Below are 23,396 nucleotides of genomic sequence, written 5' to 3'. Positions count from 1 at the left end.
CTGAGGAGTGTGACCCCGAACACCGTTTCCGTTCTTCCGGTTGGCATTCGGTCTCCCCATTGCCATCCGATGCGAAATCGTGGTAGAAAAACGCGTCCGGGTGGGCGGGGAATCACGAATTGGCCACGGGTGCCGATGCGGTGAAAACCCTCGAATAACGATGGTCCCGGTCCCGGCCGGGGATGGGTGGGAGGCCGACGTGTCTGGTGGTGCTGGTGACGCGAGTGGCGCCGGAGGGGGCCCCGGGTCGCCGGGTCGGCCGCCGAACATGGCCGCCGAGGAGGAGCGGATCGCCAAGGCCGCGCTCACCGAACTGCCCGAGGGCGGCGTCGTGATCCTCGACGCGGGCGCCGTCACCGAGCGGCTCGCCGCCCACCTGCCCGTCGACCACGGCTACACCGTCATCACCAACTCCATCCCGGTGGCCGCCGCGCTCGCCGCCCGCACCGACGTCACCCTGCACCTCATGGGCGGACGCCTGCACCGCAAGGCTGGGGCGACCCTGCCCGGCCTGCGGGAGTTGGACGGACTCAGTGTGGACGTCGCCTTCGTCGTGCCGGGAGGAGTCTCCTTCGACCGTGGGCTGACCAGCCGCGACCCGGCCGAGGGCGGCGGTAAGAAGGCGATCATGAACGTCGCACGGCGTGTCGTCGCGCTCGCCGACCACACCAGGGTCGGCGATGACCGCATGTCCCGGTTCGCCGCGCTCCAGGAGGTCGACCTCCTGATCACCGACACCGGCCTGAACCCGGAGACGGCCGACCGCCTCCGGGCGCGCGTTCCGCGTCTGTCGCGCGTCTGACCGACCTCGGGCCCCGCCCCTCCCCGCGTCGTCGGAGTCGCCCCGGGCGCGCACGTGGGAGCCCGGGGCGTGCGGATCCCACACCATGCCACACGGAACCACGGCCATGTGGTTGACTCCTGAGTCAAGCCGCCCCCCCATGGCCTCAACGAGACTGCCACAGTGAAACACAGGTGATCCCACATGTACGCCGAAGAGCGTCAGCGGCTCATCCTCGAGCGTGCCCGCCGGGAGGGGAGGGTCGACGTCGCCAAGCTCGCCGCCGAGTACGACGTCACCTACGAGACGATCCGGCGCGACCTGACCGCTCTGGAGCGACACGGTGTCCTGCGCCGAGTGCACGGTGGCGCGATCCCCGTGGAACGGCTCGGTTTCGAGCCCACCCTCCCCCAGCGCGACACCGTCATGACCAGGGAGAAGGGGCGGATCGCGGAGGCGGCTCTGGCCGAGCTTCCCGCGGAGGGCGCCATCCTCCTCGACGCCGGTTCCACCACCGGGCGCCTCGCCGAGCAGATCCCGGTCGACCGCGAACTCACGGTGGTCACCAACTCCGCGCCGATCGCACTGACCCTGCTGCCGCGCGCCAACATCAACCTCATGCTGCTCGGCGGGCGACTGCGCACCCGCACCCAGGCCACCGTCGACGGCTGGGCGCTCCAGGCACTGGAGGAGACCTATGTCGACGTGGCGTTCATCGCCACGAACGGCATCTCCGCCGAACGGGGTCTGACCACCCCCGACCCCTCCGAGGCTCAGGTCAAACGCGCGATGATCCGCTCGGCCCGCCGTGCCGTGCTGTTGGCCGACCACACCAAGGTCGGCAACGACCACTTCGCCCGTTTCGCCTCCGTCGAGGAAATCGACTCCGTCATCACCGACACCGGTCTGGCCGACGGCCTGGCGCAGGAGCTGGCCGCGCTCGGACCGCGCGTCACCACGGTCTGAGTGGGGCCCGGGGGGCGGGCCGGAGGTCGGGACTCCTCCCCGCGCCGGTCGGCCCGGGCGCGTGTCCGCGCGCTCCCACAAGTCAAGACATCCCATCATCCTTTGTTTTTTGGTGTGGCTTCGTGTGGTTTCGCGCCTCCACCGGGGCAGTGTTGGGGTTGATTGCCACGCAAGATTTCTATAACCTCACTCAAAACCAATTACGATCACATGTACTGCCAAACGGAAGGCAGCCGCGATGAGATCGACGGTCTCGACCGCCCGCCGAGGCGCGGCGGTGGCGGGATGCGCGGCGGCGCTCGCCCTGGTCACGGCCTGCGCGTCGACCGGCGGGGAACCGGCCGCGGCGCCCGCCGCACCCGCCTCCTCCCCGGGGGCGACCCCCTCCGACGCGGACGCCGCGCTCGCCGCCTACACCGGCATGTGGACCGTGGCCGTCGAGGCCTCCCACGAGGGAGCCACCGCCCCGGACGGACTGGAGGACCACGCCACGGGCGGCGCACTGGCCCTCATGCGGCAGGCCCTCGAAGGGGCCGTCGCGTCAGGGAGCGAGGTCACGGGTGAGCCCGTCCTCGACCCGGAGGTGACCCTCGAGGACTCCGCGCACGCGGTCGTCGCCGACTGCGTGGACGACTCGGGGTGGAACATCGGAGCGCCCGCCGCGGCCGGGGGCGCCGCACCTCGCAGGGTCGACGCCGAACTCGTACACGACGGACTCGCCTGGCGCGTGTCCTACCTTCGGATCTGGGAGCCGGGATCATGTTGAAACGCACTGGCGCCACCTCCCTCGCGGTTGCCGCGGTGGTCCTGGGGGCGGCGCCCCCGGCCAGCGCGGACACGGCGGGCGAGCCGGCGGCCGCGGGCTCCACCCCCGTCCTCACCGAGGTCGAGTGCGGCAGTCAGGGCGGTTCCGGATGCACGGTCGTCCTGAGCCACACCGAGACGACGGGCGGCACCGAGGGCACCTCGGGAGCCGGTACCACCTCCACCGCCACGGGCGATCCCGACGACCCCTACGCCGATGTGGACTGGAGCGCCGTCGACTGGGACGCGGTCGACTGGGACGCGGTGGACTGGGACGCCATCGACTGGGACGCGGTCGACTACGGCGGCGAGGGCGGCGAGGGCGAGCCCCCGACCGACCCCGTGACGCTGATCCAGGAGTCCCTGGCCTCCTTCGAACTCCCCCCGCCCCGGATCGCCACCTCCCCCGGTGACGGCTCCCTCATCCTGGTCAACACCCCCCTGTGGCTGTGGATCGACGAGCAGACCTGGGAACCCGTGGTAGCGACCGCCCAGATCCCGGGCTGGTCACTCACCATCACGGCGACCCCCCGGGAGACGCGGTGGGAGATGGGCGACGGCACCGAGGTCGTCTGCGACGGCCCGGGAACCGCGTTCGACCCGGCCCGGCACGACCCCGACTCGGCCTCACCCGACTGCGGCCACGCCTACACCCGCGCCTCAGGGGCGGGTGACGGCGGTACCCACACCGTCACCACCGGCGTCGTCTGGGACATCGCCTGGGAGTTCTCCGACGGCACGTCCGGCACCCTCGACGCGGTCACGACCACGTCCGAGGTCGAGGTCACGGTCGACGAAGCACAAGGCCTGGTGTCCGACTCGGGCCGCTGACAGCGCACGAAGCAGTGGAGGCAACATGGTGGGCACGACCACGGGCCCGGCGCCCAGAACGGTTCCGGGCACGACGGCGCCACCGGTACGGCTCCTGGGCAGCGGGCCGCGGCGCTGGCGCTGGCTGGTCCTGGGACTGGCGATGGCCACGACCGGCGCCCTGGCGGGGGTCACCGCCGTCGACCGACTCGACCAGCGCCAGGGCGTCCTCGTGGCCGACCGCGACCTGCCCGCCGGCCACGTCGTCACCACCGAGGACCTGCGGATCGTCCAGATCACCGTGGCCGACGGGGTCGCCGTCATCGCGGAGCAGGGCCTGGAGGAGGTCCTGGGCCGCGCGCTGACCGTCCCCGTGGCCGACGGGGCGATCCTGCCCGACACGGCGCTCGGCCCGGACGCGGCCTATCCGCCCGCCGAACAGGCGGTCGTCGGCCTCGCCCTGATGCCGGGGCGCTTCCCCGCCTCCCTCCAACCCGGAGCGTCGGTCTCCGTCGTGGTGATCCCCGACGACTCCGGCGGGGCGGCCGAACAGGACGCCGGAACCGAGGCCTACCCCGCCCGGGTCCAGAGTGTGGAGTCCTCCGCGAGCGACGGCTCCGTGATCGTCGAACTCGCCGTCAGCGCGCTGGACGCCGCCCGGATCTCCTCCGCCGCCGCGGCCGAGCGCGTCACCGTGGTCCAGGTCCCGACCCGGGGAGGCGAGTGATGCCCCGCACCGTGGCGCTGCTCTCCCTCGGCGGCGCGCCCGGGGTCACCGTGACCGCGATGGCCCTGGCCGCCGCCTGGCCGGAGGAACCGGGTGCCCTCCTCGTCGAGGCCGACGCCTCGGGAGGGGACGTCGGCGTCTGGCGCGGGATGTTCGCCTCGCCCGGACTGACCGACCTGGCCGCCGCCGTCCGTCACGACCAGCGCCCCGACGGCGCCGGGGCAGGGCCGCTCGAACACGCGCAGGTCCTCCGGGGCGGGCTGCCCGTCTGCCCGGCTCCCGCCTCCGCCGACCGGGCGGACGGCGCGGTGCGGCTCCTGGCGCAGAACGCCGCCTCCCTCACCTCCGCCAGCGGGCACGTGACCGTTCTCGACCTGGGACGGCTCACCCCCCGATCCGCGACCGCGCACCTGGCCGCACACGCCGACACCGCGCTCCTGCTGGTCCGTGACGACCTGGCCCAGCTGCGCCGACTCCAGGAGTCGGCGCGGTACCTGTTCGAGACGCTTCCCCGCGCGTGGACCGTCATCGTCGGCGGGAGCGGATCCACCGCCGAGATCGCCGCCACGGTCGGCCTGCGCGTGTGGGGCAGGGTGCCCGCCGACCCGCGGAGCGCGGCCTTCCTCCGCGGCGAGGCGGGACTGCGCCGCCCTGAACGCCGTCCGCTCTTTCGCGCGGTGGCGTCCCTGTCCCGCGCGCTGGTCCAGGAGACGGCCACGCAGCCGGAGCGGATGGAGGCCCCCCTGTGAACGAGATCGACGCCACGTTCGACGACGACCCCAACGAGTTCCTCGACCCCGACCGCGCGGGCCGCGAGGACGCGTGGGTGGGGTGGGCGGCGGCCGAGGCCACCCGCCGGCTCAGCGAGCTGCTGCGCGAGAACGGCGAGTACGGCCCCGCCGAGTACCGCCGCGAGGCCGAGCGCGTCATCGCCAGGATCCTCGACGGGGCCGCCAGCGAGGCGCTCGCCGCCGGTCGCCCCGTCCTGGCCCCCGCCACCGAGGCCGTGATCGCCCGCCGCGCCCTCGCCCAGGTGAGCGGACTCGGACCGCTCCAACCGCTCCTGGACGACCCGGAGATCGAGAACATCAACGTCACCGGCTCCCGGGTGTGGGTCCGCTACGCCGACGGCCGCCGCGAACAGCGGCCGCCCCTGTTCGGGGACCCCGAGGAACTGGTCGCCCTGGTCCGGCGGATCGCCGCCGAGTCCGCCAACGGTGAACGGCGCTTCGACCCGGGCGCGCCGATCCTGGACATGACGATGCCCGGCGGCGAACGGCTCAACGCCGTCATGGAGGTCGCCCGCGACCCCGCCGTGTCCATCCGACGCCACCGCCACAGCCGCACCTCCCTGGAGCGCCTGCGCGGCCTGGGCACCCTGGACCCCGTCCTGGTCGCCCTCCTGCGGGCGGCCGTCCGGTCCCGGCGCAACACGGTCGTCACCGGCGGCACCGGCGCGGGCAAGACCACCCTGCTGCGCGCCCTGGCCGCCGAGATTCCGACCACCGAACGGCTGGTCACCATCGAGGACGTCTTCGAGCTCGGGCTGGACCGGGACGCCGACGCCCACCCGGACTGCGTCGCGCTCCAGGCCCGGCCCGCCAACGTCGAGGGCGTCGGCGAGATCACCATCGCCGACCTGGTCCGTGCCGCCCTGCGCATGTCGCCCGACCGGGTGATCGTCGGGGAGACCCGGGGCCAGGAGACCGTGCCCCTGCTCAACGCGATGAGCCAGGGCAACGACGGCAGCCTGACCACCCTGCACGCCGCGGACTCCGCGGGCGCCTTCACCAAACTGGGCGCCTACGCAGCCCAGTCCGCCGAGCGCCTGCCGCTGGAGGCCACGGCGGCCCTGGTGGCCGCCGCCGTCCACCTGGTCGTGCACGTCTCGGCCCTGCCGACGGGCGGCCGCGTGGTCACCAGCGTGCGCGAGGTGGTCGGCGCGGAGGGACAGAACGTCATCTCCAACGAGCTCTACCGCAGGAGCCGATCGGGTGGGCGGCTCCCGGCGGCCCCGCCCAGTCCCGACACCCTGGACGCGCTCATCGAGGCCGGGTTCGACCCGGCCCTGCTGCACGCCGACGTGGAGGTCGGGGGGTGGTCGTCGTGACCGCCTTCCTCCTCCTGGCCGCGTGCGGCGCCTTCGCGGGCGCCGGGGTCTGGATCGCCGCGGCCTCGCTCCTGGTGCCCGCGCCCGGGGCACCCCGGCCGGGGAGGCGGCCGGGGGTGTCGATCTCCGCGCTGCTCGACCGGCGCCACCTCCTCCGCCTCGCCCTGGCCCTGGTGGTCGGCGCCGCCGTGTGGACCGTCACCGGTTGGCCGGTGGCGGGGGTGCTCCTCGCGGCGGGCACCTGGTTCGCACCGACCATGCTCGGCCCCGACCGCGCCCACCAGCGCCAGGTCGCCGGGGTGGAGGCGGTCGCGGCCTGGACGGAGATGCTGCGCGACCTGATGGCCGGGGCCGCCGGACTGCACCAGGCCATCGCCGCCACCGTCCCCATCGCCCCCGAGCCGGTCCGCGCCGAGGTCACCGGGCTCGCCGAACGGCTGCGCCTGGGCACACCGCCCAGGGAGGCGTTGCGGGTGTTCGCCGACGAGGTCGACAACCCCACCGCCGACCTGGTCGCCGCCGCCCTCAGCAGCGCGACGTCGCGCCACGCGACCGACCTCGGCCTCCTGCTCGGCACCCTGTCCGAGGCCGCGCGGGAGCAGGCCGCGATGCTGGTCCGGGCGGCGGCGAGCCGGGCGCGCGTACGGACCTCGACGCGCATCATCATCTCGGTGACCCTGGGCATGGCCGCGGCCCTGCTGCTGTTCAGCCCCGAGTACCTGGACCCCTTCGACGGGTTCCTCGGACAGACGGTGTTCGCCGTGATCGGCGTGGTCTGGGCGGCCGCCATGGCGTGGCTGGTCCGGCTGTCCCGGCCCCGACTCGGGCCGCGCGTGCTCACAGCCGACACCCATGAGACGGAGGTGGCCGCGTGATCGTCGACGCCCCCCTGCTGGCCGTCGTGGGCGGAGCCCTCGTCGGCCTCGCGTTGTGGCTGGTACTGGCCGTGCGCTTCGCCCGGCCCAGCCTCGCCGAACGCCTCGCCCCTCCGCGATCCGTCACGCCCCCGCGATCGCGTGCGGCGGACACCGCCGGACTGACGGCGCGGATCGGTCAGGCGGGCGTGCCGCTGCTGTCGTCGCTCGGACTCCCGGGCGACCGCGCACGCCGCGACCTGGTCGTGTGCGAGCGGGGCGCGGCCTCCTACCTGGCCGAGAAGACCACGGGCCTGGTCCTGGGACTGACGGCGCCCCCGCTCCTGGGAGCGGTCCTGGCTCTGGTCGGCGCCAGCCCGCCCACGGTCGCCGCCGTCCCCGCATGGGTGCTGTTCGCGCTGGTTCTCTGGTTCGCGCCGGACCTGTCCCTGCGCGACGAGGCCCGCAAGCGGCGGGAGAGGATGCGCCACACCCTCGCCGGATTCGCCGACCTGGTCGTGGTCTCCCTCGCCGGTGGCGCCGGGGTGAACGGAGCCCTCTCCGACGCCGGCTCCGCCAGCGACGGTTGGGCGATGATCCGTGTCCGCGAGGCCCTGCGCGACGCGTCGCTGCGACGCGAACCGGCGTGGACGGCGCTGCGCGAACTCGGCGCGCGCTACGACACACCGGAGTTCGACGAACTCGCGGCCAGCCTCCAACTCGCGGGCGCCGACGGCGCGCGCATCCGTTCCTCACTCGCCGCCAAGGCCAGGACCCTGCGCACCCAGTTCCTGTCCGAGCTCGACGCGGACGCCCAGTCGGACACCGAACGGATGAGCCTGCCGGTGGTCCTGCTCTTCGCCGGCTTCCTCATCATGCTCGGCTACCCGGCCCTGAGCCACGTCCTCACCAGTCTGTGAACACACCGCACACATCCCCTGGAGACCTCCGATGAAAAACGTCGTCACCTTCGTCCGCATCGTTCTCGGCATCCACCGAGGCGACCCGGGCGATGACGGATACTCCACCGAGGCCGTCGTGGTCATCGCCCTCCTGGTGGCGATGGCCGTGACCGCGGTGGGGGTCATCGCGGCAGCCGTGTCGGACAAGGTCAACTCCATCTCCCTGGGCTGAGCGCATGCACTCCCCCGACGACGACCGGGGCAGCGCCGAACTCGCCGTCGCGACCCCGCTGCTCCTGCTGCTCGTCCTGTTCGTGGTGCAGGCGGCGATCTGGATGCACGGCGACCACGTGGCCGCCGCCATCGCCCGGCAGTCGGTCCAGGCCGTCCGCACCGTCGACGGTGCGGACGGCCAGGCCAACGCCGAGGCCATCGCCGCCGAACTCGGCGGCACGGTCCTGGTCGACCGCACCGTGTCCGTCGAACGCGGCCCGACCGAGGCCACGGCCGTGGTGGAGGCGCGGGTCCCGTCCCTGATCCCCGGGCTGACCTGGCCGGTACGGCACGAGCTGACCGTTCCGGTGGAGCGCTTCGTCCCCGCCGGAGGTGCGCCGTGATCCCGACCGGAGGCGGACCGCACCGTGGTGGCGCGGTGCCGCGCAGGGCCGACGACCGGGGCTCCGCCGCGGTCGAACTGACACTGCTCACGCCCTTGCTGTTGCTCTTCGCGATGCTGATGATCCTCGCGGGCAGGGTGGTGGGCGCGGGCGCCACGGCCGACGAGGTCGCCCACGCCGCCGCCCGCGCGGCGGCGCTCGAACGCCTGGTCCCGCAGGCCGAGGCCGCGGCGCGCCAGGTGACCGAGGCGAGCCTGGCCTCCGAGGGACTGACCTGCGCCGACCACACCCTGACCCTGGACCACGCCGGACTCAGTCCCGGAGGTTCGGTCACCGCGACGCTCGAATGCCATGTCGGACTGGGCGACCTCGCCGGGTTCGACGTGCCGAGCACCGTCACGATCTCGGGGACGTCGACCGTGGCCGTGGACACCTACCGGGGGCAACCGTGAAACGCGACCGACTCGGACCCGACGACGGCCAGGCGACCGCCTTCACCGTGGTCATGGTGTCGGCGTTCGTGTTCTGCCTCGGCCTGGTCCTGGACGGGGGCGGTCTGCTGCGCAGCCACACCCAGGCGATCGCGCTGGCCCAGGAGGCCGCGCGCGTGGGCACACAGCAGCTCGACTGGGCGGCCTACCGGGAGGGAGCGGACACGGTACGGCTGGACACCTCGGCCGCGGCGGCCGCCGCGGAGGGCTTCCTCGCCGAGTCCGGTGCCTCGGGAACCGTCACCGTGGACGGGGACACCGTGACCGTGACCACCCGGGTCGGCTACGACTTCGCCCTCCTGCCGCTGGGCTCGACCACGGTCGAGTCCACCGCGAGCGCCCGCCCGTACACAGAGCCCGCGCCCTAGATGTGGAGTTGAGGCGGCCATGTCACGTTTCCGCAAACCGAGTGCCCTCCTCCTGGCCGCGGCGGTCCTGCTCGGCGTCCCGTACGCGCTCCTGTGGCACCTGGAGTGGCCGCGGCTCGACCTGACCTGGGCGGGCACGCTCGTCCACCTCCGGGGTCTGAGTATCCCGCCCGGGGTGCCGACCGCGTTCCTGATCGTGCTGCTGTGGACGCTGTGGGGCCTGTACCTGGCCGGGATCGTGGTGGAGGCCCTCGCGCGACTGCGCGGAACGCCCGGACTGTTCCGTCCGCTGGGGCCGCTGCAGGCGGTCGCCGCGACGGCGGTCGGCGCGGCGGTCCTGACACCCACCTACGCGCTGGCGGACACCGTCCTGGAGGAGCCGGAGGAAGAGGAGGCGCCCGCGGACGAGGACGGGGCGCCGCCGCCCGTGCCCGTCGCCGACCAGGCACAGGCGGGACAGAGCGTCGAGCGGGAGCGCACGGTCGCTGGCTTCGCCACCGACTCGGCTGAGCTGACCGACGCGATGCGCGAGGACCTGGCCCCGGTGGTGGACCTGGTCCGCGAGCACGGTGATCCGGGCGGCCCCGTCCGGATCACCGGACACGCCGACCCCAGGGGCGAGGACGGGTACAACGTGGAACTGTCCCAACGGAGGGCGCGGGCGGTGGCCGACCACCTGGCCGCCGAACTCGGGGACGCGGCACCCGAGACGGTGGTGCGGGGCGTCGGATCGCAGGAGCCGCGCGAAGGGGACCACGCGGCGCAGCGCAGGGTGGAGCTGGCCTACGCGGTCAGAACCGACCCCGCACCGCCCGCACCCCCGGAGGCATCGGAGGCACCGGAGGCGGTCGAGACGGTGGAGCCCACCGACACGGCCGCACCAGCCGAGACTCCGGAGGCCGCTGACACCGCCGACACGGCCGCGTCGGCCGGGACGCCGGACACGGCTGAGCCCGCCGAGACGATCGAGCCCGCCGAGACGGTCCGGGTGGAGACGATGTCGGCGGCCAGCGACGCGGGATCGGCGTCCGAGGGTGCTGAGCGGGACCAGGGCGAGAACCGTGTCGTCGTCCTGGAGATCCCCGACGGAGCCGTCGGGCTCTCCTTCGCCTTCGCGGGCATCCTCGGTGGATACGTTCTGGGCAGGCGCGGTGTCCGGATTCCCGGTGTGGTGCTGTCGTTGCCGCGCCGCCTCCCCTCCGCCTCCCGGTCCGGGCCCCTGGCTCTTCCGCCCGCCGAGCCCCGCCCGACCCCCGGTGACGACATCGACGAGCGGGTCAGTGTGGAACTGGGCCACGTTCCGGGCATCGGCGTCACCGGCGAGGGGGCGGCGGGCGCCGCCCGCCGGTTGCTGCTCAACGCGCTCGACGACTCGGGCGAGCAGACCGCGCGTGTGGTGATCACCGAGGCCGACACCGCGCGGTTGATCGGGGAGAAGGGCCGTGACCTGCTCAGCAAGCACCCGTGTGAGCCCGTTCGGATGGTCGGCACGATGGAGCGGGCCCTGGAGGAACTCCAGCAGGAGCTGCACCAGCGGGCGGACGAGGCCCTGTGGATGGACGACCCGGCACCGCTCGTCCTGGTCACCGTGCCCGACACCCGGCACGAGACGGCGCTGTCCTCGCTCCTGCTGCACGGCCAGCACCGGGGCATCACCGCGGTGGTGCTCGGGCGGTGGCCGCTCGGGGGGAGCCTGACGGTCGCGGAGGACGGGCTCATCACCGAGGCCAGTACCCCGCTCGCCCCGCTCGCCCACCACTCGTGGCCGGGCTGCGACGCCGACCGGGTGACCGAGGCGATCCGTGCCTACCGGCACTCCGTACCCGTCGGGGGCGGGCCTCCCGTGGACGGGCCCGTCCACGGGAGGCCCGAGCGGTCGCAGGCCGGGCAGGCTGCGCAGGTCCCCGAGGCCGGGGAACCCGCGGAGGACGAGGCGCCCCGGAGGCCGGAGAAGGCCGGAAAGGCCCACAGGCCCGGGAAGCCGGGGAAGGCCGGGCCCGTCACCGACCCGACGGCCTCCTCCCCGTTCTGGGACATCGGCGAGGACGGGGAGGACGGCCCCGGGACGAACGCCTTCTGGTCGGAGGTCCTCGACAACGGCACCCCCGAACCGGTCGACGCGGCCGGGCCCGGTGCCTCCGGGGCGGCCGCGGGTAGGGACCCGGCTCCGGAGGAGGCGACGTCCCCGACGGGGTCCGTCGGTACGGGCGACCCCGAACAGGTTCCCGCGACCGGTTCCGTGCCCGGTCGGGCGCCGAAGCGCAGGACCGTCGCTGCCCGGGCGACGGCCGGACGCCGCGTCAGCCCGGGTCCGGCCGAACCGGGACCGGCCGCACCCGGCGCGGATCAGCCGCAACCGACCGCACCGGACACGCAGGGCGGCTCCCGGGAGCCGGACGGTGACGGGTCGGCGAACCGTCCGCTGCCCCGCAAGCCCAGGAAGGCGGGCCGGGGGCGGACCTGGCGCCCGAAGGAGAACGCCTGACGAGGCGACCCGTGTTCACGTACTCCGGGGCCGAGGCCGGGGCGGTGGCGCCGCCCCGCGCGTCACCGGTTCCGACCCCCGTTGTTGCGCACGTCCACGACGTCGAGGTCGACCCGGACCACGGGCAGTCCCAGCCGCTCCTCCACCAGCGCGCGCATGGTGCTCCGGGCCGCCTCCGCCGCTTCGGGGATGGGCTGGTCGAGCGCGACCCGTACCGCCGCCCGGATGAGGACGCCCCGGTCCGTCTGCTCGATCCGGCAGCGGCCGACGACCACGCCGGGCACGGTGTCGACCGCGGCCCGGAGAAGGGCCGCCACGGCGGACTCACGGACCTCGGTGCCGCCGGAGCCGGATCCGTCCAGGACGATGGTGCGCCCGGTGCGCCGCTCCGCGCGTACGGCGCGCATGACGTCGGAGAGCAGCCCGGGCGGAGCGGTCACCCGCTGCTCGCCGGACTGTCGCACCGCCGTGACGAGGGGCCGCAGCTCCTCGGCCTCCTCCCGGCAGTGCCGACACGTGGACTCGTGCTCGGTGAGCGCGCCGGAGACCAGGTGGCGCAGCAGGGCGTCCACCGTATTGGCGCAGGGTAGTCGGTCGTGGACGTCGGACGGGTCTACCGCCATGACTCAAGCGCCTCCACGAGATGGGTACGCGCGCGGTGTATACGTCCACGCACGGCGGTCGGGGTCGTATCGACGATCTCGGCTATCTCCTCATAACCCAATCCTTCCATTTCACGCAGAATCCAGCAGACACGCTGTGGGGGCGGCAATCCGGACAGTGCGTCGAGCAGCGCCTCCCGCAGACCTCCGGCGAACGCCTCCGCCGCCGGCCCGGGGGCCGTGGCCACGATCCGCTCGCCGTCCTCGATCGACGTCTCGGGTCTCCTGGAACGCAGGACGTTCAACGCGCGCCGCCCCACGATGCGGTTCAGCCAGGCGGCGAAGCTCTCGGGGTCGGTGAGCTCGGGCAGCTTGCGCCAGGCGGTGACCAGCGCCTCCTGGGCGGCGTCGCGGGCGTCCGCGGGCTCGCGCAGGATCCGCAGGGCGATGCGGTAGACGGTGTCCTGGTGTCGGCGCACGAGGATCTCGAACGCCCGGTCATCGCCGTCCTGGGCGCGCTCGACGAGCACGCCCTGCGGAAGTGCGCTCGCACCGTGCGTCGGTGATTGAGTGAACCCTCCGGTGCACATGCACAGTGAAACTACCCTATGTGTCCAATGTGTCGCTCAACGTTCTTGCTTTTCGCTCCCCTTCGCCAGCAGGAGTGAAGTAGATCACACGGAATCGACCGTGAGCCTCGCCCGCGTCCACGTGTCCTCCCACTGACGCACGACGCGACCGCGTCGGCGAGGACCCAAGGAGAAACGGCCGTGACCGCCAAGAACAGCCAGAGCACGCAGACCGCCGTCCCGGAGACGACCCCGGTCGAACAGGGCGGGAGGATGTCCGCCGTGGTCCGCACCGACCGCCCCAGGGGCGCGGCCGCGGCCCCCGGCCGCACCTCCATCGCCGACCACGTGGTCGCCAAGATCGCCGGTATGGCGGCACGGCGGGTCCGGGGCGTGCACCAGATGGGAGGCGGGGCCGCGCGCGCGTTCGACGCCGTGCGCGAACGCATCCCCGGCTCCGCGTCCACGAGCGCGGTGGCGCGCGGCGTCGCCGTCGAGGTGGGGGAGCGGCAGGCGGCGGTGGACATCAACCTCGTGGTCGAGTACGGGGTCTGCATACCCGACCTGGCGACCGTCGTCCGGCGCGACGTCGTCGCCGCGGTCGAGGGCATGGCGGGGCTGGAGGTCATCGAGGTCAACATCACGGTGGACGACATCCACCTGCCCGACGAGGGTGAGGCCGACGTCTCCGCCGCACCGAGGGTCCAGTGATGCGCGACCGCGCGGAGGGGCCCGTCGGCGGAACCGGGCCGCTGTGGCCCGTGGTCGGCCTGACCTTCGGCACGGTCCTCGGGCTGTCGGCGGCCTTCGGCGGGTTCGACGCCTTCCTGCTCGTACTGGTGCTCGGAGCGGGCGGGTTCCTGGGCGGGCGGGCCTATGAGGGCGACATCGACCTGGGCGCCCTGTTCACGGGGCGTGAGCGGTGGGAGCGGCGGTGAACGGCACGACCGGGGTCCTCCCCGCCGACCGCGCCGCGCCGCCGGCTCCACCCCCCGTCCGGGGTGCGACGGTCGTCTCCGACCGGGCCCTGGAACGCCTGGTGTGCGCGGCCGCCGCCGAGCACCCCCATGTCCGTCCGCTGGGCGGGTTCCCCGGAGCCCGCCGCGGCGGCGGTCCCACCGCCCGGGCCGAGGTGAGACGGAGCGGGACCCGCGTCGCCGTGCGCCTGCGGATCGCCCTCGTCTATCCGGTCCCTTTGGGGCGCACGTCGTCGGAGGTGCGCGGGCGCGTCACCCGGGCGGTGGAGCGCATGACCGGTCTCGTCGTCGACGGCGCCGACATCGACATCGTCCGACTCGTGCCCGAACCGCGGGCGCGTTGAACCCTCGCCCCCCTCACACGAAGGAGTCACACGTGACTCGTCTCCAGGAAGCGCCACCGCTCCCGCGGTGGGAGCCCGTTACGTCCCCGGCCCGGTCCCGGGCCGCGCAGAGTACCGCCCTGCGGGTCTTCAGGCCGCGGCGCTCGGTGCCCGCGATCGTCGCGGCCCTGTGCGTCGCGGGAACCGGGGGAGCGGTGGTGCTGCTCTCGATGGGCCGGCTCGGTGTCTCCACGCCGGTGCTCGGGCAACACGACCGTCTGCTCGGGGCGTCGGTGACTCCCTGGGAGTCACCGGAGGCGATGATCGCCTCCGCCTCGGCCGCCGCGCTCGGACTCGCCCTGATCGTGACCGCGCTCGTCCCCGGAGCCGGTACCCACAGTGCTCTGCGCACCGATGACCGCGACACGGTCGTGGGCCTGTCCGGGGGCGCCCTGCGCTCGCTGCTCGGCGGCGCCGTCCACGGGGTCGACGGTGTCCTCCGGGCCCGCGTACGCGTGGGGCGCCGCTCGGTGCGGATCACGGTGTACGCCCGCGGTCAGGGCGCCGACGGGCTGTCACGGCGGGTCGAGGCGGTCGTCGGCCGGCGACTGGACGAACTGGCTCCGCTCCGGTCCCCGCGTGTGGCCGTCCGGGTGCGGAGGGAGGAGTGAGCGTGCACGAGCGCGCGGGTGACCCGGGTCCCGGTCCCGGAGTGACCGCCAGCACGATCCGCGGATTCGCGCACCGGAGGGCTCGGCGGACCGCGCGCGGCAACCGCCTCGGTCTGGCCCTGGTGGGGTTCGCCGTCCTGTTCTGCGGGGCGTCGGGGCTGGTTCTGGGATGGACGGCCAGGGAGGGGAACGCGGTGGCCGGGCGACTCGCGGACCGCGGGGCGGCGGTGGCGGACCGGGCCCTGGCATGGCCCTGGGCCACGCACGCGGTGGCGTTGGCCGGGGTCGCCGTGACGCTGCTCGCCCTCCGCTGGCTGCTGGTCCAGGCGCGGAGGGACCGCCTGCGCTGGCTGCGGCCGGGCGGGGACCCCGCCGCCGGGCGCGCCGCCGTCGCCGCGGGTGCCGTGGGCACCGCCCTGGTGGACCGGATCCGTCGCGATCCGCGGGTGGTGCGGGGCCGGGCCCGGTTCACCGAGTGCGCGAGGCAGCCCCGGCTGTGGCTCGACCTGGAACTGACCGAGGACGCGGATCCCGCGGACGTGTGGCGCACCGTTCGTGAGGACGGTCTCATTCCGCTCCGCGCGTCCCTGGAACTGGAACGGCTTCCGTCCGTGCTCCGCGTGACCGTGTCGGGGCGTCGGTCGGATCGAAGGCTCGCCTGACCCTCGTGCCCCTCAGAGGGGGAGGGGACGGGTCAGGCGGAGGGGACGGGGGTGGTGCGGCCACCGGTGCTGGGGAGGCACTGGAGGCCCCGCCCCCGTCCGTGACGTCGAGGCTGCCGGTAACCTTCGCCGCGGGCCCGGGGCGTTCACCCCCCGACGTGCCCTCTCCGGTCGGCCCGGCGTCGCCAGTCGGCGGTGGGAATACCACGGCGGGTGCCGCTGTTCGGCATGATAGTTTCTGGCGAAACTACTTCTTTGGAAGAGAACTAGGAGCGGGTCATGCAGTTCGGAATCTTCTCGGTGAGCGACGTGACCACCGACCCGACCACCGGGCGCACGCCCACCGAGGCCGAGCGCGTCAAGGCCATGGTCACCATCGCCCTCAAGGCCGAGGAGGTGGGTCTGGACGTCTTCGCCACCGGTGAGCACCACAACCCGCCGTTCGTCGCCTCCTCGCCGACCACCATGCTCGGCTACGTCGCGGCCAGGACCGAGCGGCTCATCCTGTCCACGTCCACCACGCTGATCACCACGAACGACCCGGTCAAGATCGCCGAGGACTTCGCCATGCTCCAGCACTTGGCGGACGGGCGCGTGGACCTGATGATGGGCCGCGGCAACACCGGTCCCGTCTACCCGTGGTTCGGCCAGGACATCCGCCAGGGCATCCCGCTGGCGCTGGAGAACTACAACCTCCTGCACCGGCTGTGGCGGGAGGACGTCGTCGACTGGGAGGGCAGGTTCCGCACACCGTTGCAGGGCTTCACCTCGACCCCGCGTCCGTTGGACGGGGTCCCGCCGTTCGTGTGGCACGGCTCCATCCGCAGCCCGGAGATCGCCGAACAGGCCGCCTACTACGGTGACGGATTCTTCCACAACAACATCTTCTGGCCCGCCACCCACACCAAGAAGCTCATCGCGCTCTACCGCCGCCGATTCGAGCACTACGGGCACGGCAGCGCCGACCGGGCGATCGTGGGCCTGGGCGGTCAGGTGTTCATGCGCAGGAACTCCCAGGACGCCGTCCGCGAGTTCCGGCCCTACTTCGACAACGCGCCCGTCTACGGCGGCGGGCCCTCGCTGGAGGAGTTCACCCGTGAGACGCCGCTGACCGTCGGCAGCCCGCAGGAGGTCATCGACCGCACCCTCGGCTTCCGCGAGATGTTCGGCGACTACCAGCGCCAGCTCTTCCTCATGGACCACGCGGGCCTGCCGCTCAAGACCGTCCTGGAGCAGCTGGACATCCTCGGCGAGGAGGTCGTCCCCGTGCTGCGCAGGGAGTTCGCCTCCCGCCGGCCCGCCCACGTCCCCGACGCGCCCACCCACGCCTCCCTGCTGGCCGCCCGGCAGGAGGCCGACACCACCGCGGAGGCCGCCCGATGACCACGCGCTCGATCGTCACCGTCACCGCGGGGCTGAGCACCCCGTCCTCCACCCGCCTGCTCGCCGACCGGCTGATCGCCGCCACCGTGGAGGCACTGTCCGAGCGCGGGGTGCGGGCCGAGGCCACGACCGTGGAGCTGCGCGAGGTGGCCCACGACATCATGAACGCCATGACCACCCGGGTGCCCACCGGGCGGCTGCGGGAGATCCTGGACCGGTTGGCCGGCGCCGACGGCGTCATCGCGGTGACCCCGGTGTTCAACGCCTCCTACAGCGGGTTGTTCAAGTCCTTCTTCGACGTGGTCGAGCCGGAGTCCCTGGACGGCATGCCGGTGCTGGTCGGCGCGACGGGGGGCAGTCCGCGGCACTCCCTGGTGCTGGAGCACGCCCTGCGGCCGATGTTCGCCCACACCCGCTCGGTCGTGGCGCCGACCGGTGTCTACGCGGCCTCGGAGGACTGGGGTTCGGGCGAGGGCGGCGGCCGTGAGCTGACCGGGCGGATCCACCGCGCGGCCCGCCAGCTGGCGGGTCTGGCGGTGGACCGTGCCCCCGTGGGCAGGGACGGCTTCGAGGACCCGGTCTCCTTCGACGACCTGATGAGCGGCCTGGGCCGGTGAGGGGCGCACGCGGGGGCGAACGTTCCGGGTGGGCGGGTTCCGGCCCGCCCGGAACGCCTCCGTCCGTGTTCCGGGCGCCGTCCGGCGCGCCGGGACGTTGACGCGTGCCGGAAATCCGCGCTTTATGGGGTGTTTACACGAGGACTGTTGGTGACTACGCTCATGGGAGCGCTCCCGAAATATCGCACACCGGGCGGCGCGCACCGCGCGAGTCCCTTTCGCGAGGTTCGTCCGCCCAGTTGTGGGAGCGCTCCCACACAGTGTTCCCCCACAACACGGCGACAGCGCTCCCCACGACACGGCGCTCGTCCACGCCGACCACCGAGGTGGCCATGCCCCGTCCGCTTGCTCCCGTTCCCGACCGCGCGGGCCGCGCCCACCCGCCGTGCCCCGCTCGCGGACCACCCGCGCACGTGCTCGCGTGATCCCTGATGGACCTACCCCCCAACCATGAGGAAGCAGCAGATGAGCACTTTCCGACGTGTGCCGGACCCGGGCCCGGCGGCACGACGCGGCCTGGCCGCGATGACCGTCCTCCTCCTCGGCGGCGCACTGGCCGCCGTCACCCTTCCCACGACCGCCAGCGCCGCCACCCGGTGCGAGGTCGACTACCAGGTCACCAACGACTGGGGTTCGGGTTTCACCGCCAACGTGGAGATCGCCAACCTCGGCGACCCCGTCGACGGCTGGGAACTGGGCTGGGACTTCGACGGTGACCAGCGGGTCACCAACATCTGGAACGCGACGCACACCCAGTCCGGCCCGAGCGTGACCGCCGCCAACGTGGGTCACAACGCCGCCATCGGCGCCGGGGCCGGCGTCTCCTTCGGCTTCCAGGGCACCTACGGCGACGACAACCCGGTCCCCTCCGAGTTCACCCTCAACGGCACGGTGTGCCGGGGCGAGGTCGACCCGGATCCCACCGGGGAGCCCACGGACGAACCGACCGGGGAACCCACCGACGACCCCACCGACCCGGACCCGACGCCGGGTGAACGCGTCGACAACCCCTACGTCGGCGCCGACGTCTACGTCAACCCGATCTGGTCCGACAACGCCGCGGCCGAACCCGGCGGCGGGGCCGTCGCCGACGAGCCCACCGGTGTGTGGCTCGACCGGATCAGCGCCATCGAGGGCAACGACAGCCCCACCACCGGCGACTACGGCCTCCGCGACCACCTGGACGAGGCCCTGTCGCAGGCCGCCGGCGACCCCCTGGTCGTCCAGCTCGTCATCTACAACCTGCCCGGCCGGGACTGCGCCGCCCTGGCCTCCAACGGGGAACTCGGCCCCGACGAGATCGACCGCTACAAGAACGAGTACATCGACCCGATCGCCGACATCCTCGCCGACTACGAGGACACCGAGCTGCGCGTCGTGACCACGGTGGAGATCGACTCGCTGCCGAACCTGGTCACCAACGTCGGTTCCCGGCCCACGGCCACCCCCGAGTGCGACGAGATGCTGGCCAACGGCAACTACGTCGAAGGTGTGGGGTACGCCCTGTCCACCCTCGGCGCGATCGGCAACGTCTACAACTACGTGGACGCCGGGCACCACGGCTGGATCGGCTGGGACGACAACTTCACCGCCTCGGCGGAGGTCTTCCACGAGGCCGCCAACGCCGCCGGCGCCACCCCCGACGACGTGCACGGCTTCATCGCCAACACGGCCAACTACTCCGCCCTGGAGGAGCCCCACATCGACGTGGACGGGGTCATCGGCGGCGCTCTGGTCCGCCAGTCCGCCTGGGTGGACTGGAACCGCTACGCCGACGAGCTCTCCTTCGCCCAGGCGCTGCGCACGGAGCTGGTCGGTGTCGGGTTCGACGAGAACATCGGCATGCTCATCGACACCTCCCGCAACGGCTGGGGCGGCGACGGGCGTCCGACCGCGCCGAGTTCCTCCACCGACGTCGACACCTACGTGGACGAGAGCCGGATGGACCGGCGCATCCACATCGGCAACTGGTGCAACCAGGCCGGTGCCGGACTGGGCGAGCGTCCGCAGGCCGCTCCCGAGCCGGGGATCGACGCCTACGTCTGGATGAAGCCGCCGGGTGAGTCCGACGGCTCCAGCGAGGAGATCCCCAACGACGAGGGCAAGGGCTTCGACCGCATGTGCGACCCGACCTACGAGGGCAACCCGCGCAACGGCAACAGCATGAGCGGTGCCCTGCCCAACGCCCCGGTCTCCGGCCACTGGTTCCCCGAGCAGTTCCAGGAGCTGCTGGACAACGCCCACCCGTCCCTCGACTGACCGGTTCCCCCGTGTCGGGCCCCGACACGGGGCGGTGAACGGGGGGCGGCCGGTGCGGCCGCTCCCCGTTCACCCCGGCTTGCCGGGACAACGTTGTCTCGTTTCCTCCTCGGAAGGAGAACCATGAGAACCCCCCGAACATCGAGACTTCCCGTCGCCCTCGGGGCCGCCCTCGCCCTCGTCGCGGCGCTGGTGGTCCACGCGCTGCCCGCCCAGGCCGACACGGGTTTCCGTGTCCGGGACGGCCGACTGGTGGACGCCGCGGGCAACGACTTCGTCATCCGCGGTGTGAGCCACGCCCACACCTGGTACCCGCAGGAGACCGACTCCCTCGCCGACATCAAGTCCCTCGGCGCCAACGCGGTGCGCGTCGTCCTCAGCAGTGGCGACCGCTGGACCGAGAACGGCGTCGACGACGTGGCCGACGTGGTCGCGCAGTGCAGGGCCAACCGGCTGATCTGCGTGCTGGAGGTCCACGACACCACCGGTTACGGTGAGGACCGGGCCGCCGCCACCCTGGACCAGGCCGTCGACTACTGGCTGCGCGTGCGCGACGCCGTCGAGGGCGAGGAGGACCACGTCCTGGTCAACATCGGCAACGAGCCCTACGGCAACGACGAGGCGACCAACGCGGACTGGGCCTCGGACACCGGTGCCGCGATCAACCGCCTGCGCGGGGCCGGGTTCGACCACACGCTGGTCGTGGACGCCCCCAACTGGGGTCAGGACTGGCGCGGGACCATGCGGCAGGGCGCCCAGGGCGTCTTCGACTCCGACCCGGACGCCAACACCGTCTTCTCCGTCCACATGTACGGCGTGTACGAGCAGGAGGCGACCGTCGTGGACTACATGGAGTCCTTCACCGACGCCGGTCTGCCGCTGATCATCGGCGAGTTCGGCCACGACCACAGCGACGGCGACCCGGACGAGAACGCGGTCATGTACCACGCCCAACGCCTCGGACTGGGTTACTTCGGCTGGTCCTGGAGTGGTAACGGCGGCGGGGTGGAGTACCTGGACATGGTCGAGGACTTCGACCCCGCCCGGCTGACCGCGTGGGGCGACCGGATCTTCCACGGTCCCGACGGCATCGCCGAGACCGCCGAGGAGGCGCCGGTCTACGGGGGCGGCGGAGAGCCCACCGACCCGCCCACGGACGGGCCCACCGAACCGCCGGTCGACGGCGACTGCACGGCCGGGTACACGGTGCGACACGAGTGGCAGGGCGGCTTCCAGGCCCAGGTCACCGTCACCGCCGGAACCGACCTGGACGGTTGGACCGTGGAGTGGGAGCTCCCCGAGGGTGAGCAGATCGGACAGGTGTGGAACGCCGCCGTCTCCACCAGCGGTTCCCGGGTGACCGCGCTCGACGCCGGGTACAACGCCGTCCTGTCCGAGGGCGCGACCACCACCTTCGGCCTCACCGGAACCCGTCAGGGCCCCGCCTCGGTCCCCGAGTTGGCCTGCGGCGCCGGTTCCTGACCCGAGCCGCGACCGCCCCGGAACGGTGCTCCGGGGCGGCCCGGCCGTCCCCGAACACTGTTCGGTAGCGTGTGCGCATGAACTCAGCCAGCGTGTACACCAGCTGCCAGGACAGGCTTCTCGACCTGGCCGCCGAACTCACCGCCGACCAGCTCGCCACCACCGTTCCCGCCTGTCCCGCCTGGGATGTGCGCCAGACCTACGCCCACCTGGCCGGGATCAGCGTCGACGTCGCGTACAGGGAGCTGACCCCGCCCTCCGACGACGAGGCGACCGCCCGCCAGGTCGCCGAGCGCGCCGAGGACGACCTGCCCGCGATCTGCGCGGAGTGGCGCGAGGCCACGCCCGCCCTGCTGAAGGTCCTGGCCCGCGAGACCAGGGCGCGCTACGCCCTGCCCGCGCTCGACGTGTGGCACCACGAGAACGACCTGCGCGGAGCCCTGGGAGCGGCGCCCCAGACCGAGTACGCCGACCAGCTCGCCGACTTCGTCCTGCGCGGTCTCGGGCGCACCTGGGCCGAGGCCCTTCCCGGCGTGCGGGTGCTGGCCACCGACACCGGTCAGGAGTGGCGGCTGGGTGACGGGGACGATCTGGAGCTGCGGGCCGGCGCCTTCGAGCTCGCCCGGGCCGCGACCGGACGTCGCAGCGTCGCGCAGATCACCGCCATGGACTGGTCCGGCGACCCGTCGGCCGTGGCCGACCGCCTGCCGACCCTGCCCGCGCCGGAGCGGGACCTGGCCCTCTGACCGTCCGCCGCCCGAGGATGGGGAGCACCCGCTCCGGGCGGCCCGGTGGCGGCTCAGGGGCGGTAGGGCAGGCGGTCGAGTTCGCTGACCTCGCCCAGCGCGGACCACTCGTTGCGGCCCAGGCGCGCCAGCGGCCGCAGCCGGGTGACCTCCGGGTGGCCCTCGACCAGGACCTCCTCGGCCACGGCGGCGTGCACCACGCGGCCCAAGACCACCGTCGAGTCACCCAGGCGCACGGTCGAGTGCAGGACGCACTCCAGGGCCACGGGCGAGTCCGCCACGCGCGGCGGACGCACCGCCTTGCTCGCCTCCCGGGCGAGGCCGACCGCGTCGAACTCGCTGACCTCGGGCGGGTAGGCGGTGCCGGTCGCGTTCACCTGCTCCCGGAGTCCCTCCGGGGCGAGGTTGACCACGAACTCCCCGGTCGCCTCCGCGTTGCGCAGTGAGTCCTTGCGCCCCACCGACGTGAACTGCACGATCGCCGGATCGGTGCAGGCCACGGTGAAGAAGGAGTGCGGAGCCAGGTTGTCCACACCCGACTCGGAGGTGGTCGAGACCCACGCGATGGGCCGCGGCACCACCGTGGCGGTCAGCAGTCGGTAGAAGGCCCGACCGGGCAGGTCCTGGGGAGTCCATTCGATACGCATCGGGTTCCGAAATCTACCGCATGCCGGAGGTGCGAGGTGCCGGTCCACGTGGTAGATGTGCGTTCAGGACAACTACGGACAGTTGTCAAATAGATACTCAAAGGAGTGGATCATGCGCCGACCGTACTCCGCCGCCGGAGTCCTCGCCGCCGCGGCCGCCCTCGCCCTGGCCACCGCCGCGCCCGCCGCCGCGGCCAGGGGCGAGATCGTCTTCGTCACGCTGGACGGGGGATCCGTGCACCGCGCCAACCCCTCCGGCTGCGTCAGCGTTCCCGACAAGGTGGCGGGGGTGGTCAACTCGACCAACGCGCGGATCAAGGTCATGCAGGGCTCCTGTCACTCGACCGACGGGCGGGTGGTGGACGCGGGCGACGACGACGTCGTCTTCCCCTGGGAGAGATACGTCGTCGTGCTTTGACGCCGGAGGGGTGGTGCGTCGGAGGCGTCGGTTGAGGGTGGTGGTGGGCGACGTTGGGAGGGTGGTGCGCCGGAGGCGTCGGTTGAGGGTGGTGGTGGGCGACGTTGGGAGGGTGGTGCGCCGGA

28 protein-coding genes are annotated in these 23,396 nt (G+C 73.1%); 25 read left to right on the top strand and 3 right to left on the bottom strand.

The genetic code is table 11. From position 1 onward, the window contains the following. The first annotated feature begins 268 nt into the window (after positions 1–268). From ACTVAJ_RS16175 to ACTVAJ_RS16110, 14 genes are all read left to right on the top strand, one after another. Positions 269–802: a DeoR/GlpR family DNA-binding transcription regulator gene (locus ACTVAJ_RS16175; RefSeq protein WP_470388991.1), complete on the top strand. Its 534-nt coding sequence runs from the start codon at positions 269–271 to the stop codon at positions 800–802. Between the two features lie 183 nt (positions 803–985). Continuing rightward, complete coding sequence (locus tag ACTVAJ_RS16170) at positions 986–1,747, top strand: DeoR/GlpR family DNA-binding transcription regulator (protein WP_470388990.1); 762 nt, start codon at positions 986–988, stop codon at positions 1,745–1,747. Between the two features lie 238 nt (positions 1,748–1,985). Further along, complete coding sequence (locus ACTVAJ_RS16165; RefSeq protein WP_470388989.1) at positions 1,986–2,513, top strand: hypothetical protein; 528 nt, start codon at positions 1,986–1,988, stop codon at positions 2,511–2,513. Beyond that, positions 2,507–3,382, top strand: coding sequence for a hypothetical protein (locus tag ACTVAJ_RS16160; RefSeq protein ID WP_470388988.1), 876 nt, complete (start codon positions 2,507–2,509; stop codon positions 3,380–3,382). Before ACTVAJ_RS16165 ends, ACTVAJ_RS16160 begins: the two co-directional genes overlap by 7 nt. 25 nt (positions 3,383–3,407) lie before the next feature. Continuing rightward, positions 3,408–4,088, top strand: a complete 681-nt coding sequence (locus ACTVAJ_RS16155) for an SAF domain-containing protein (protein ID WP_470388987.1) — start codon at positions 3,408–3,410, stop codon at positions 4,086–4,088. Next, complete coding sequence (locus tag ACTVAJ_RS16150) at positions 4,088–4,837, top strand: hypothetical protein (protein WP_470388986.1); 750 nt, start codon at positions 4,088–4,090, stop codon at positions 4,835–4,837. The genes ACTVAJ_RS16155 and ACTVAJ_RS16150 overlap by 1 nt, the downstream gene beginning before the upstream one ends. Further along, entirely contained in the window at positions 4,834–6,198 is a 1,365-nt protein-coding gene (locus tag ACTVAJ_RS16145) for a CpaF family protein (RefSeq protein ID WP_470388985.1), read from the top strand. The genes ACTVAJ_RS16150 and ACTVAJ_RS16145 overlap by 4 nt, the downstream gene beginning before the upstream one ends. Then, positions 6,186–7,073, top strand: coding sequence for a type II secretion system F family protein (locus tag ACTVAJ_RS16140; protein ID WP_470388984.1), 888 nt, complete (start codon positions 6,186–6,188; stop codon positions 7,071–7,073). The genes ACTVAJ_RS16145 and ACTVAJ_RS16140 overlap by 13 nt, the downstream gene beginning before the upstream one ends. Then, entirely contained in the window at positions 7,070–7,972 is a 903-nt protein-coding gene (locus ACTVAJ_RS16135; RefSeq protein WP_470388983.1) for a type II secretion system F family protein, read from the top strand. Before ACTVAJ_RS16140 ends, ACTVAJ_RS16135 begins: the two co-directional genes overlap by 4 nt. A gap of 31 nt (positions 7,973–8,003) precedes the next feature. Continuing rightward, entirely contained in the window at positions 8,004–8,186 is a 183-nt protein-coding gene (locus ACTVAJ_RS16130; protein ID WP_470388982.1) for a hypothetical protein, read from the top strand. A gap of 4 nt (positions 8,187–8,190) precedes the next feature. Next, positions 8,191–8,571 carry a TadE/TadG family type IV pilus assembly protein gene (locus tag ACTVAJ_RS16125; RefSeq protein WP_470388981.1) on the top strand — a complete coding sequence of 127 codons (381 nt, stop codon included), beginning with the start codon at positions 8,191–8,193 and terminating at the stop codon, positions 8,569–8,571. Further along, a complete protein-coding gene (locus ACTVAJ_RS16120; protein WP_470388980.1) occupies positions 8,568–9,023 on the top strand; it encodes a TadE/TadG family type IV pilus assembly protein in 456 nt (151 codons plus the stop codon). The genes ACTVAJ_RS16125 and ACTVAJ_RS16120 overlap by 4 nt, the downstream gene beginning before the upstream one ends. Continuing rightward, positions 9,020–9,430: a pilus assembly protein TadG-related protein gene (locus tag ACTVAJ_RS16115; protein ID WP_470388979.1), complete on the top strand. Its 411-nt coding sequence runs from the start codon at positions 9,020–9,022 to the stop codon at positions 9,428–9,430. Before ACTVAJ_RS16120 ends, ACTVAJ_RS16115 begins: the two co-directional genes overlap by 4 nt. A gap of 19 nt (positions 9,431–9,449) precedes the next feature. Then, on the top strand, positions 9,450–11,915 hold the full coding sequence (locus tag ACTVAJ_RS16110) for an OmpA family protein (RefSeq protein ID WP_470388978.1): 2,466 nt from the start codon (positions 9,450–9,452) through the stop codon (positions 11,913–11,915). A 62-nt stretch (positions 11,916–11,977) separates the two neighbouring features. Here ACTVAJ_RS16110 and ACTVAJ_RS16105 read toward each other — a convergent pair whose 3' ends face one another. Together ACTVAJ_RS16105 and ACTVAJ_RS16100 are read right to left on the bottom strand one after the other, a co-directional pair. Beyond that, the gene (locus tag ACTVAJ_RS16105; RefSeq protein ID WP_470388977.1) at positions 11,978–12,538 is read right to left on the bottom strand and encodes an anti-sigma factor; all 561 of its coding nucleotides are present in this window, start codon (positions 12,536–12,538) and stop codon (positions 11,978–11,980) included. Then, positions 12,529–13,107, bottom strand: coding sequence for an RNA polymerase sigma factor (locus ACTVAJ_RS16100; protein WP_470388976.1), 579 nt, complete (start codon positions 13,105–13,107; stop codon positions 12,529–12,531). The genes ACTVAJ_RS16105 and ACTVAJ_RS16100 overlap by 10 nt, the downstream gene beginning before the upstream one ends. 180 nt (positions 13,108–13,287) lie before the next feature. On the opposite strand from ACTVAJ_RS16100, the gene ACTVAJ_RS16095 reads away from it, so the two are divergent. From ACTVAJ_RS16095 to ACTVAJ_RS16050, 10 genes are all read left to right on the top strand, one after another. Beyond that, on the top strand, positions 13,288–13,797 hold the full coding sequence (locus ACTVAJ_RS16095) for an Asp23/Gls24 family envelope stress response protein (protein WP_470388975.1): 510 nt from the start codon (positions 13,288–13,290) through the stop codon (positions 13,795–13,797). A 41-nt stretch (positions 13,798–13,838) separates the two neighbouring features. Beyond that, positions 13,839–14,024 carry a hypothetical protein gene (locus ACTVAJ_RS16090; protein WP_470388993.1) on the top strand — a complete coding sequence of 62 codons (186 nt, stop codon included), beginning with the start codon at positions 13,839–13,841 and terminating at the stop codon, positions 14,022–14,024. Further along, positions 14,021–14,407 carry an Asp23/Gls24 family envelope stress response protein gene (locus ACTVAJ_RS16085; protein WP_470388974.1) on the top strand — a complete coding sequence of 129 codons (387 nt, stop codon included), beginning with the start codon at positions 14,021–14,023 and terminating at the stop codon, positions 14,405–14,407. Before ACTVAJ_RS16090 ends, ACTVAJ_RS16085 begins: the two co-directional genes overlap by 4 nt. A 32-nt stretch (positions 14,408–14,439) precedes the next feature. After that, a complete protein-coding gene (locus ACTVAJ_RS16080) occupies positions 14,440–15,057 on the top strand; it encodes a DUF6286 domain-containing protein (RefSeq protein WP_470388973.1) in 618 nt (205 codons plus the stop codon). Between the two features lie 2 nt (positions 15,058–15,059). Continuing rightward, entirely contained in the window at positions 15,060–15,719 is a 660-nt protein-coding gene (locus ACTVAJ_RS16075) for a hypothetical protein (protein ID WP_470388972.1), read from the top strand. 279 nt (positions 15,720–15,998) lie between these two features. After that, positions 15,999–17,102: an LLM class flavin-dependent oxidoreductase gene (locus tag ACTVAJ_RS16070; protein ID WP_470388971.1), complete on the top strand. Its 1,104-nt coding sequence runs from the start codon at positions 15,999–16,001 to the stop codon at positions 17,100–17,102. Further along, complete coding sequence (locus tag ACTVAJ_RS16065; protein WP_470388970.1) at positions 17,099–17,719, top strand: FMN reductase; 621 nt, start codon at positions 17,099–17,101, stop codon at positions 17,717–17,719. Before ACTVAJ_RS16070 ends, ACTVAJ_RS16065 begins: the two co-directional genes overlap by 4 nt. A 465-nt stretch (positions 17,720–18,184) precedes the next feature. After that, positions 18,185–19,978 carry a glycoside hydrolase family 6 protein gene (locus ACTVAJ_RS16060; RefSeq protein WP_470388969.1) on the top strand — a complete coding sequence of 598 codons (1,794 nt, stop codon included), beginning with the start codon at positions 18,185–18,187 and terminating at the stop codon, positions 19,976–19,978. A 123-nt stretch (positions 19,979–20,101) separates the two neighbouring features. Then, a complete protein-coding gene (locus ACTVAJ_RS16055; RefSeq protein WP_470388968.1) occupies positions 20,102–21,460 on the top strand; it encodes a cellulase family glycosylhydrolase in 1,359 nt (452 codons plus the stop codon). Positions 21,461–21,537: 77 nt separating this feature from the next. Further along, complete coding sequence (locus tag ACTVAJ_RS16050) at positions 21,538–22,206, top strand: maleylpyruvate isomerase family mycothiol-dependent enzyme (RefSeq protein WP_470388967.1); 669 nt, start codon at positions 21,538–21,540, stop codon at positions 22,204–22,206. 53 nt (positions 22,207–22,259) lie between these two features. Here the strand turns inward: ACTVAJ_RS16050 and ACTVAJ_RS16045 are convergent, their stop codons facing one another. Continuing rightward, entirely contained in the window at positions 22,260–22,853 is a 594-nt protein-coding gene (locus ACTVAJ_RS16045; protein ID WP_470388966.1) for a flavin reductase family protein, read from the bottom strand. A 112-nt stretch (positions 22,854–22,965) separates the two neighbouring features. Between ACTVAJ_RS16045 and ACTVAJ_RS16040 the strand changes: the two genes are divergently transcribed. Then, positions 22,966–23,271, top strand: a complete 306-nt coding sequence (locus ACTVAJ_RS16040) for a hypothetical protein (protein WP_470388965.1) — start codon at positions 22,966–22,968, stop codon at positions 23,269–23,271. The last annotated feature ends 125 nt before the right edge of the window (positions 23,272–23,396 follow it).

It is taken from the genome of Nocardiopsis sp. KDC1DS13DA1 (assembly GCF_055632325.1).
This window is presented reverse-complemented; position numbering and strand designations above follow the sequence as displayed.

Excerpts from the sequence above, each read along its gene's own strand:
- ACTVAJ_RS16070 (WP_470388971.1), top strand. The coding sequence starts at position 15,999 with ATGCAGTTCGGAATCTTCTCGGTGAGCGACGTGACCACCGACCCGACC.
- ACTVAJ_RS16125 (WP_470388981.1), top strand. The coding sequence starts at position 8,191 with ATGCACTCCCCCGACGACGACCGGGGCAGCGCCGAACTCGCCGTCGCG.
- ACTVAJ_RS16170 (WP_470388990.1), top strand. The coding sequence starts at position 986 with ATGTACGCCGAAGAGCGTCAGCGGCTCATCCTCGAGCGTGCCCGCCGG.
- ACTVAJ_RS16055 (WP_470388968.1), top strand. The coding sequence starts at position 20,102 with ATGAGAACCCCCCGAACATCGAGACTTCCCGTCGCCCTCGGGGCCGCC.
- ACTVAJ_RS16175 (WP_470388991.1), top strand. The coding sequence starts at position 269 with ATGGCCGCCGAGGAGGAGCGGATCGCCAAGGCCGCGCTCACCGAACTG.
- ACTVAJ_RS16165 (WP_470388989.1), top strand. The coding sequence starts at position 1,986 with ATGAGATCGACGGTCTCGACCGCCCGCCGAGGCGCGGCGGTGGCGGGA.
- ACTVAJ_RS16065 (WP_470388970.1), top strand. The coding sequence starts at position 17,099 with ATGACCACGCGCTCGATCGTCACCGTCACCGCGGGGCTGAGCACCCCG.
- ACTVAJ_RS16130 (WP_470388982.1), top strand. The coding sequence starts at position 8,004 with ATGAAAAACGTCGTCACCTTCGTCCGCATCGTTCTCGGCATCCACCGA.
- ACTVAJ_RS16100 (WP_470388976.1), bottom strand. The coding sequence starts at position 13,107 with ATGTGCACCGGAGGGTTCACTCAATCACCGACGCACGGTGCGAGCGCA.
- ACTVAJ_RS16110 (WP_470388978.1), top strand. The coding sequence starts at position 9,450 with ATGTCACGTTTCCGCAAACCGAGTGCCCTCCTCCTGGCCGCGGCGGTC.
- ACTVAJ_RS16150 (WP_470388986.1), top strand. The coding sequence starts at position 4,088 with ATGCCCCGCACCGTGGCGCTGCTCTCCCTCGGCGGCGCGCCCGGGGTC.
- ACTVAJ_RS16050 (WP_470388967.1), top strand. The coding sequence starts at position 21,538 with ATGAACTCAGCCAGCGTGTACACCAGCTGCCAGGACAGGCTTCTCGAC.
- ACTVAJ_RS16105 (WP_470388977.1), bottom strand. The coding sequence starts at position 12,538 with ATGGCGGTAGACCCGTCCGACGTCCACGACCGACTACCCTGCGCCAAT.
- ACTVAJ_RS16045 (WP_470388966.1), bottom strand. The coding sequence starts at position 22,853 with ATGCGTATCGAATGGACTCCCCAGGACCTGCCCGGTCGGGCCTTCTAC.
- ACTVAJ_RS16155 (WP_470388987.1), top strand. The coding sequence starts at position 3,408 with ATGGTGGGCACGACCACGGGCCCGGCGCCCAGAACGGTTCCGGGCACG.
- ACTVAJ_RS16040 (WP_470388965.1), top strand. The coding sequence starts at position 22,966 with ATGCGCCGACCGTACTCCGCCGCCGGAGTCCTCGCCGCCGCGGCCGCC.
- ACTVAJ_RS16160 (WP_470388988.1), top strand. The coding sequence starts at position 2,507 with ATGTTGAAACGCACTGGCGCCACCTCCCTCGCGGTTGCCGCGGTGGTC.
- ACTVAJ_RS16060 (WP_470388969.1), top strand. The coding sequence starts at position 18,185 with ATGAGCACTTTCCGACGTGTGCCGGACCCGGGCCCGGCGGCACGACGC.